The organism is Streptomyces phytophilus, from assembly GCF_013870535.1.
GTDB classification, from domain to species: Bacteria; Actinomycetota; Actinomycetes; order Streptomycetales; family Streptomycetaceae; genus Streptomyces; species Streptomyces phytophilus.
Window position 1 is genome coordinate 1 of the sequence record NZ_JACBXC010000538.1, and the last position, 3994, is coordinate 3994.

The 3994-nt window shown below is 72.4% G+C and carries 3 protein-coding genes; all 3 read right to left on the bottom strand.

Annotated features, from left to right (window positions below; genetic code table 11):
* The coding region (locus H5J30_RS20830) for an MMPL family transporter (protein ID WP_181788916.1) at positions 1-982 on the bottom strand (982 nt) is incomplete at its 3' end.
* Between the two features lie 153 nt (positions 983-1135).
* On the bottom strand, positions 1136-2893 hold the full coding sequence (locus H5J30_RS20835; protein WP_181788917.1) for a BCCT family transporter: 1758 nt from the start codon (positions 2891-2893) through the stop codon (positions 1136-1138).
* Between the two features lie 84 nt (positions 2894-2977).
* On the bottom strand, positions 2978-3724 hold the full coding sequence (gene ppgK, locus H5J30_RS20840; RefSeq protein ID WP_181788918.1) for a polyphosphate--glucose phosphotransferase: 747 nt from the start codon (positions 3722-3724) through the stop codon (positions 2978-2980).
* Positions 3725-3994 lie beyond the last annotated feature (270 nt).

The window sequence follows — 3994 nt, forward strand, 5'->3', positions numbered from 1 at the left end:
CGGGCAGCGCGGTCAGGGAGCTGGCGACGGCGACGGCCACGACGAGGATCGTGCCCGTGGCGAGGGAGGAGAAGATGACGTCGGTGGCGAGGTAGAGGGTGGCGGTGGAGACGATGACGGCGAGGCCGGAGACGACGATGGCCCGCCCCGCCGTCGCCGCCGCCAGTTCGACGAGGGCCGCGGACGACAGGCTGCCGTCGGCGCGGGCGCGCTCCTCGCGCTCGCGCTTGAGGTAGAAGAGCGTGTAGTCGACGCCGACCGCGAGGCCGATGAGCAGGATCAGGTTGGTGCCCACGCCGGGGTCGGGCAGCAGGTGCGAGGCGAGCATCGACAGGCCGAGCGCCGCGGTGATCGACGTCAGCGCCAGCAGCAGCGGCACGCCGGCCATGACGACCGACCCGAAGACGACGAGCAGCGTGACGAGCGTGACGGGCAGCGAGATGCGCTCGGAGAGCGCCAGGTCCTCGCCGCGCTGGTCGTTGACGCCCTTGCTGATCGCGGGCGAGCCGGTCTCCTCGACGACGACGCCGGGGTGGGCAGCGGCCACCTCCGCGGTCTGCTCAAGCAGCGGCCCGACATTCTCCTTGCCTTCCAGTTCTGCGCCCTTCAGCACCACCGGCACCCGCAGCGCGTCGCCGTCCGCGGAGCGTACGGGCGCGGCGACGGACGCCACTTCGGGCAGCCGCTCCATCCGCTCGGTGACGTCCCGGACGGCCGCGCGGGCGGCGGCGGCGTCGAGGGAGCGGCCGGGCTCGGCGCGGATGAGGACGTGTTCCGTGGGCTTGCGCTCCAGGCCGCCCTCGGTCGCCAGTTGCTCGGCGCGGCCGGCCTCGCCGACCCAGAAGTCCTCGGTGGTGGCGGGGTTGCCGCCGACGGATATGCCGGTGCCGATGCAGAGCGCGACGAAGACGAACCAGCCGGCGATGGCGCGCCAGGGGTGCCGGGCGCTCCAGCGGGCCGTGCGCACAGGGAGGTTTCTCATACCCGGAATGCTCGCGAGCGAGGCCCTGTCCACGACAGCCGCGACCGGTGGAACCGGGGGTCCACCGGTCGGTGGACCCGGCGGGCCCTCCGGTGCGTACGGGCGGGGGCTCGCGGCCCGTACGCACCGGCCGCGGGCCCCGGTCGAAGCGGTTCAGTCGGCGGGCGGCCCGGGCTCCTCGGGGCCGGGGCCCTTGTCCCCGGTGCGGTCCCGGCCCCCGCCGCGGCCGCCCCGCAGCCGCTGGGCGAGTCCCCGGATCTGCAGCTCGAACTCCCCGTCGTAGTGCTGGTGTCCGGCCCGTACCGCCGTCTCGACCGCCTGCTCGCCCTGCTCGCCGATGAGGATCAGCTCGTCGTGCCGCAGGTCGCGCATCAGCGCCACGCACAGCCCGATCATCACCAGCGTGAACGGCACCGCGACGAGGATCGTCAGGTTCTTCAAGCCCGTCAGCGCCGCGTCACCGCCGCCGCCGACCAGCAGCATGACGGCGGCGACCGCGCCCGTCAGCACACCCCAGACCACGACCACCATGCGCGTCGGCTCCAGCGTCCCCTTCTGCGACAGCGCACCCATCACGATCGACGCGGCGTCCGCGCCGGAGACGAAGAAGATGCCGACCAGGACCATCACCAGCAGCGTCGTGACGCCGGCGATCGGGTAGGCGTTCAGGACCGCGAACAGCTGCCCCTCCTGCGTCGACTCCTCCGTGATGGCCGCCCCCTGGGCCTGCTGGTGCATCGCCGTGCCGCCGAGGATGCAGAACCACAGGAGGCTGACGACGCTGGGCACGAGGATCACGCCGCCGACGAACTGCCGGATGGTGCGCCCCCGGCTGATGCGTGCGATGAACATGCCGACGAACGGCGTCCACGAGATCCACCACGCCCAGTAGAAGACCGTCCACCCCGACAGCCAGCCGGCGACGTCCGAGCCGCCGCTGGCCTCCGTACGCGCCATCATCTGCGGCAGGTCGGCGAAGAACGAGCCGACGGAGGTCGGCACCAGGTCGAGGATCAGCACCGTCGGGCCGGCGACGAAGACGAACACGGCGAGCGCGGCGGCGAGCACCATGTTGATGTTCGACAGCCACTGGATGCCCCGCTCGATGCCGGAGACGGCGGAGGCGACGAACGCGGCGGTGAGCACGCCGATGACGAGGATCAGCAGCCCCTCGCCGACTTCCTCCGATGTCCAGCCGACCTCCTTGATGCCGCTGCCGATCTGCAGCGCGCCGAGCCCGAGCGAGGCGGCGGAGCCGAAGAGGGTGGCGAAGATGGCGAGGATGTCGATGACCTTGCCGACGCCGCCGTTGGCGTGCCGCGGGCCGATGAGCGGGGTGAAGACGGCGCTGATGGTCTGCCGGCGGTTGCGGCGGAAGACGCTGTACGCCATGGCCAGGCCGACGGCGGCGTAGATGGCCCAGGGGTGCAGCGTCCAGTGGAAGAGGGTGGTCGCCATCGCCACCTCCATCCGCGAGGCGGCACCGGCGCTGGCGGAGACGGTGTTCGGCGGCGGGTTGGTGAAGTGCGCGAGGGGCTCGTTCACGCCGTAGAACATCAGGCCGATGCCCATGCCGGCGCTGAACATCATCGCCACCCACGACACGGTGCGGAACTCCGGCGGCTCGCCCTCCTTGCCGAGGGTGATGCGGCCGTAGCGGCTGAAGGCCAGCCAGAGCGCGAAGATCACGAAGCCGGAGGCGGCGAGCACGAAGGCCCAGCCGCCGTAGTGCATCGTGTCGTTGAGCAGGGACGTGGAGGCGTCCTCCAGGGAGTCCGTCGCCACCGCGCCCCAGATCACGAACGCCAGCGTCAGCGCGGCGGCGACGCCGAAGACCACCGCGTCGGTACGCGGTGCGTGCCCCGGGGCACCGCCGCCGTCCGCGGGCGTCTCCACCCGTTCGTCGAGCACGTGCGGTCACCTTCTCCCTACGCTCCGTGTGCAGAACCCACTCACCATAGGCGAGAGGGACCGGAGCGCCGGGGACCGGCGGCGTCAGCGCGCGGCCGCGGCGGCGGCCATCGCGGCGCCGACGATGCCCGCGTTGTTCTGCAGTTCGGCGGGGACGACGGCGGCGCGGATGCCGGTGATGTCGTCGAGGAACCTGTCCGCCTTGCGGCTCACGCCGCCGCCGATGACGAACAGCTCGGGGGTGAAGAGCATCTCCAGGTGGGCGAGGTAGCGCTGCACCCGGTGGGCCCAGTGCTTCCAGCTCAGGTCCTTGTCCTCGCGCTCCTTGGCGGAGGCGCGCTTCTCGGCCTCGTGGCCGTGCAGCTCCAGGTGGCCCAGCTCGGTGTTGGGGACGAGCCGGCCGCCGGTGAAGACGGCGCTGCCGATGCCGGTGCCGAAGGTCAGCACGATGACGGTGCCGGTGCGGCCGCGGGCGGCGCCGAAGGTCAGCTCGGCGATGCCGGCGGCGTCGGCGTCGTTGACGACGTGGACGGGGCGGCCGAGGCGGTCGCCGAGGAGGGCGGCGGCGTCGACGTCGACCCAGCTCTTGTCGACGTTGGCGGCGGTGCGTACGACGCCGTCGGTGACGACTCCGGGGAAGGTGACGCCGACCGGCCCGCCGTGCCCGGCGAAGTACTCGACGACCGCGGCGACGCCGTCGGCGACGGCGTCGGGGGCCGAGGGGTGCGGGGTGAGCACCTTGTGCCGCTCTTCGGCGAGAGCACCCGTGTCCAGGTCGGCCGGGGCTCCTTTGATGCCCGAGCCGCCGATGTCGACTCCCATGATGTCCATAGCCACAGACGATACGGCGGCGGCGGCCCGGCGCCGGTCAGGACGGGTACCGGCGGGGCCGCACGGCACGGGACGCCGCGGGGCGGCGTAGGACGGCGCGGGGGGCGCGTACATCACCTGTCCGATAACCGGTTTCCCGCGACCGGATAGGTTCTTGACGCGGCCTCATCAGCTCCGCCAGCCTCATGTGCACGACAATCCCCCACCGTTGGGAGCACCCATGCCCCTCCGTCGTACACGTCTCAGGTCGCGGCCGGCCGCCGCGCTACT